Annotated in this window: 5 protein-coding genes; all 5 read right to left on the bottom strand. The window is 35.4% G+C overall.

The annotated features are described in order from the left end of the window. Positions 1 to 403, bottom strand: a 403-nt coding sequence (locus RMR19_RS11830) for a hypothetical protein (protein ID WP_310603695.1), incomplete at its 3' end; no start/stop codon positions are given. Positions 404 to 470: 67 nt separating this feature from the next. After that, positions 471 to 1,235 carry a hypothetical protein gene (locus tag RMR19_RS11825; protein WP_310603694.1) on the bottom strand — a complete coding sequence of 255 codons (765 nt, stop codon included), beginning with the start codon at positions 1,233 to 1,235 and terminating at the stop codon, positions 471 to 473. Between the two features lie 2 nt (positions 1,236 to 1,237). Next, positions 1,238 to 1,678 (bottom strand): flagellar export protein FliJ, encoded by a 441-nt coding sequence (gene fliJ / locus RMR19_RS11820; RefSeq protein ID WP_310603693.1) that lies wholly within the window; start codon positions 1,676 to 1,678, stop codon positions 1,238 to 1,240. Positions 1,679 to 1,707: 29 nt separating this feature from the next. Then, on the bottom strand, positions 1,708 to 3,012 hold the full coding sequence (fliI, locus tag RMR19_RS11815) for a flagellar protein export ATPase FliI (RefSeq protein ID WP_310603696.1): 1,305 nt from the start codon (positions 3,010 to 3,012) through the stop codon (positions 1,708 to 1,710). A 32-nt stretch (positions 3,013 to 3,044) separates the two neighbouring features. Next, a partial coding sequence (locus RMR19_RS11810; protein WP_310603692.1) for a FliH/SctL family protein occupies positions 3,045 to 3,792 on the bottom strand: 748 nt, incomplete at its 5' end.

Below are 3,792 nucleotides of genomic sequence, written 5' to 3'. Positions count from 1 at the left end.
GTAATTGAAGATAATTTAAGCCCAATGTAGACATAATATCTTCTAATTGTTCTTCTGTAATTCCAAGGCTGTCTTTTACTGTGTTTTTAATTTCTGTATTCAACTGTTCTACTTTATCTGCAATTACATTTTTGCTATTACTTGCATTGTTTGTAGCTTTTGTTGAATCAGACTTTTTCGCATTGCTAGCTACTTTTTTACTAGCATTGTTATCCTTCAAATCATTTGAGTTACTTGATGCAGTTGGTTTTTTTTCTACTGCGTTGCTACCCTTTTCCTGTTTTGATTGTAAATTACTATCCATTACATCTTGGAAATTAGTATTATTTGCCGTATTTGCTCTTGCCCCTGCCTGGTAACTTGCCATTGAGGATATCTGCGACATCACTTCACTTGCTTTCATGTTTGTCCTCCTTTCATTATTATAATTTATATCTAAAACCTATCTTAAGATAGGTTCTAGTATCAATTTAATTGCCTTCAAGCGTTGAAAGTCTCTTAGCTACTTTCGCATTGAATAAAGGATCCATCTCATCCATAATGACAGCACTTTGCGCTGGCTTCATTGCTTTTAATATTTGACATACTAACTTAATATCACCTGTCATCTCTTGCATTGTTTGCGCTGCTACCTTTGGATCCATCTTAGCAAAACGATCCGCTTGCTCTTGTATCAATTCATCTGCCGCAAGTTGTTCTAATACTTGACGATAAATCTCACCTGCATTCGTAGGTTCGATTTCTTCATAAAACTTCTTATATTCTTCAATATCAGGTGCTTGCTCTGCAAACACTACTTCTTCATTGAATTCCTTAAGCTTTCGCTCATATTCTAATTGATTATCTTCAAACACTTGTAGTCTTGCATTTTCCGCTTGTAAACTCAAAATAGTGCTGTCATTCGTAGCATTCGAACCTTGACTGTTTTCTAACTGTCTTTCTAGTTCTTTAATTCTAGCGTTTGCTTTTGCAATATCGTTGTATTCATAATCGTTTTCTTCTGCTACTACATCGTCTGATACATCTGGTAATATTCTATTAATAACAGGTACATCTTTCAGAATCGGACGTAAAACTCCTGATCCAAAACCTCCAACGTCGAACTTTACTAATACAGCAAAAACTGCAAGCCATATTAAGACTATAAGGACAGCTATCAACACTGTAAGGATTCGACTTCCACCTTTTTCTTCATTATCCAGTTCCATCTCATTTTCATTCTTGTTTTTTGCCATACCTAATCTTCCTCACTACTTACCGTATTATTGTTATATTTGAAACTTACTAATTCATCAACTTCCTTTTTTTCAATAGAATTTAGCTCATTTTTAAATTCTTCAAACTCATTCTCTTTTAACTTCTCATGAGTTTTTCGATCAACCATAATTTCGGTTAGTTTTATTCTTGCAGCCTCTAACTCATTCTCTGCACGTTTCACAATAAGCATCTGTATTCTAACTTTATACTTCATTGTTTCAACAGCATCTTCATACCACTTAATGTCTCGTACATTCAGTAACGATTGCATCTGCATCTTTAACTCTTGTTGGTACTTTTGTTTCTTTGTGTTTAGTTCTTCCAATTTTTGTTCTTCTCTTGTTAACTTCTGTCTTGCTAGTGAAAACGCTGTTTTTTGTTGATCTTCTAACTTGTACTTAATATCAAGTATATTCTGCATCGTATATATAAACTTAGCCACGTTATCACCTATTCTTCAAATATATTTCCTAACAAGGAAGTAACCTCATCAAAATCAAATTTTTCATCAACACCTTGCATAAGGAATCCATTTACCTCATCAATTTTATCAATTGCATAGTCTATGTTTTTATTAGATCCAGACTTATAAGCACCTATATTAATTAAATCTTCTGCCTCACTATATGTTGCAAGTACATTCTTTAGCTTTCCGGCATCTACTTTGTGTCCCTTTGTAGCAATAGCACTCATAACACGGGAAATACTCTGTAATACATCAATCGCTGGATAATGATTTTTGTGTCCTAGCTTTCTCGACAATACAATATGCCCATCTAGAATACCTCTGGCTGTATCTGTAATCGGCTCATTAAAATCATCACCATCAACTAAAACTGTATACAATCCTGTAATAGAACCAATCTCTGAGTTACCAGCACGTTCAAGTAATTTTGGCATCTCCGAATATACACTTGGTGGATATCCTCGCGAAACTGGAGGTTCACCAGACGCTAAACCAATCTCTCTTTGAGCCATAGAAAAACGAGTAAGAGAATCCATCATAAGCAAGACATCTTTTCCTTGATCTCTAAAGTACTCTGCAATTGCCGTTGCCGTCTTTGCAGCTTTATTACGAATCAAGGCAGGTTTATCTGAAGTTGCTACAACAATAATTGACCTGCGCATACCTTCTTCACCCAAATCTCGTTCAATAAACTCTCGAACCTCTCTACCACGCTCTCCAATTAATGCGATAACGTTAATATCCGCTTTTGTATTTCTCGCAAACATACCAAGTAATGTACTCTTACCAACACCACTACCAGCAAATATTCCTATTCTTTGCCCTTTACCAACAGTAAGTAATCCATCTACCGCTTTAACTCCAAGAGACAATACAGAATCGATTAGTTTTCTCTTCAATGGATCAGGAGGTTCAGCAGCAACAGGATAAGACATCGTTGTATGTAACTCAGTACCATCAATCGGTATCCCTAAACCATCTAATGTCTTACCAAGTAATTCATCACCAACTCGCACTTGCAATGGTTGATGTGTACTCTCTACCATACTACCAATTCCTACACCTTCCACATTGCCATATGGCATTAGTAGAATTCTATTATCTTTAAATCCTACTACTTCAGCCATAATCTTCTGCGACTTGTCTTGCGAGGTAATCACACACAAATCATTCAGATTTGCATTTGGACCAATAGATTCAATTGTAAGACCAACAACTTTAACAACTTTTCCAAGCCTACGCTCGTACTTTTTGTCAAGCAATTCTGTGTATTTATTAAAGTCTATCACACTCAATGGATTACCTGCTTTCTTTTATTCTTCTATATTCCTGCTAAAAAACGCAAGTCTGTAATTAAATTCTCTAATTGAACATCTAAACTACATTCAATTACACTTGTATCCGTTTCAATAAAACATTGTGATTTCTCAAGCTTATTATCAATCGTAATTTCAATACTCGCACTTTCTTTCAAAAGCGACTTTATGGAATCTGTTTTACTCTTTACATATTCATAATCTGCTTTTGATACACGAATACAATAGTTTTCTTCATTTTCATTTTCTTCAAGAGTTTTTTGAATCAAATGCAATATTACTGATTTATATTCAGAAGAAACAACTCCTGTTAATTTTTTCAATAACTGCACCACTAGATTCGTATATTGTGGTTCGATCGACTGCAATACTCTTTGCTGTTCTCTTGCATTATCTTGAATTTGTTTCTTCAAGTCTTCTTGCAACTTCAACATTTCTGCTTTGCCATCTTCGTATCCTTGTTGAAAGCCAACATCCTTCGCTTCTTCCGTAATCTGCTCTGCTTCCACTTTAGCATCTAACACAATACTCTGTGCTTCTTCATTCGCTTTATCAATGATACGCTCAGCCTCTTTATTGACAGAATCCATATTCACAGAATCCAAAGTAAACTCTTCTGCTTGCTCACCAGACATGGCCATTAGGCCTGGAACAAAGCCCTCCAAGCCTTCTTCACCTTCCGCTATTTGCTCACTTCTAATCACTTCTAAGTTTTCAAAGCCAAGCGGTTTAAAATATGGAAGTTTAGAGTCA

The organism is Anaerosporobacter sp. (assembly GCF_031551385.1).
In the GTDB taxonomy this organism is placed as follows: Bacteria; Bacillota; Clostridia; order Lachnospirales; family Lachnospiraceae; genus Anaerosporobacter.
The sequence above is the reverse complement of the archived record's forward strand: the minus strand, read 5'-3'. Positions and strand labels throughout refer to the sequence as shown.

What these genes read in the sequence shown, in the direction of transcription:
- fliJ (WP_310603693.1), bottom strand. Translation starts at nt 1,678, where the DNA reads ATGCAGAATATACTTGATATTAAGTACAAGTTAGAAGATCAACAAAAA.
- RMR19_RS11825 (WP_310603694.1), bottom strand. Translation starts at nt 1,235, where the DNA reads ATGGCAAAAAACAAGAATGAAAATGAGATGGAACTGGATAATGAAGAA.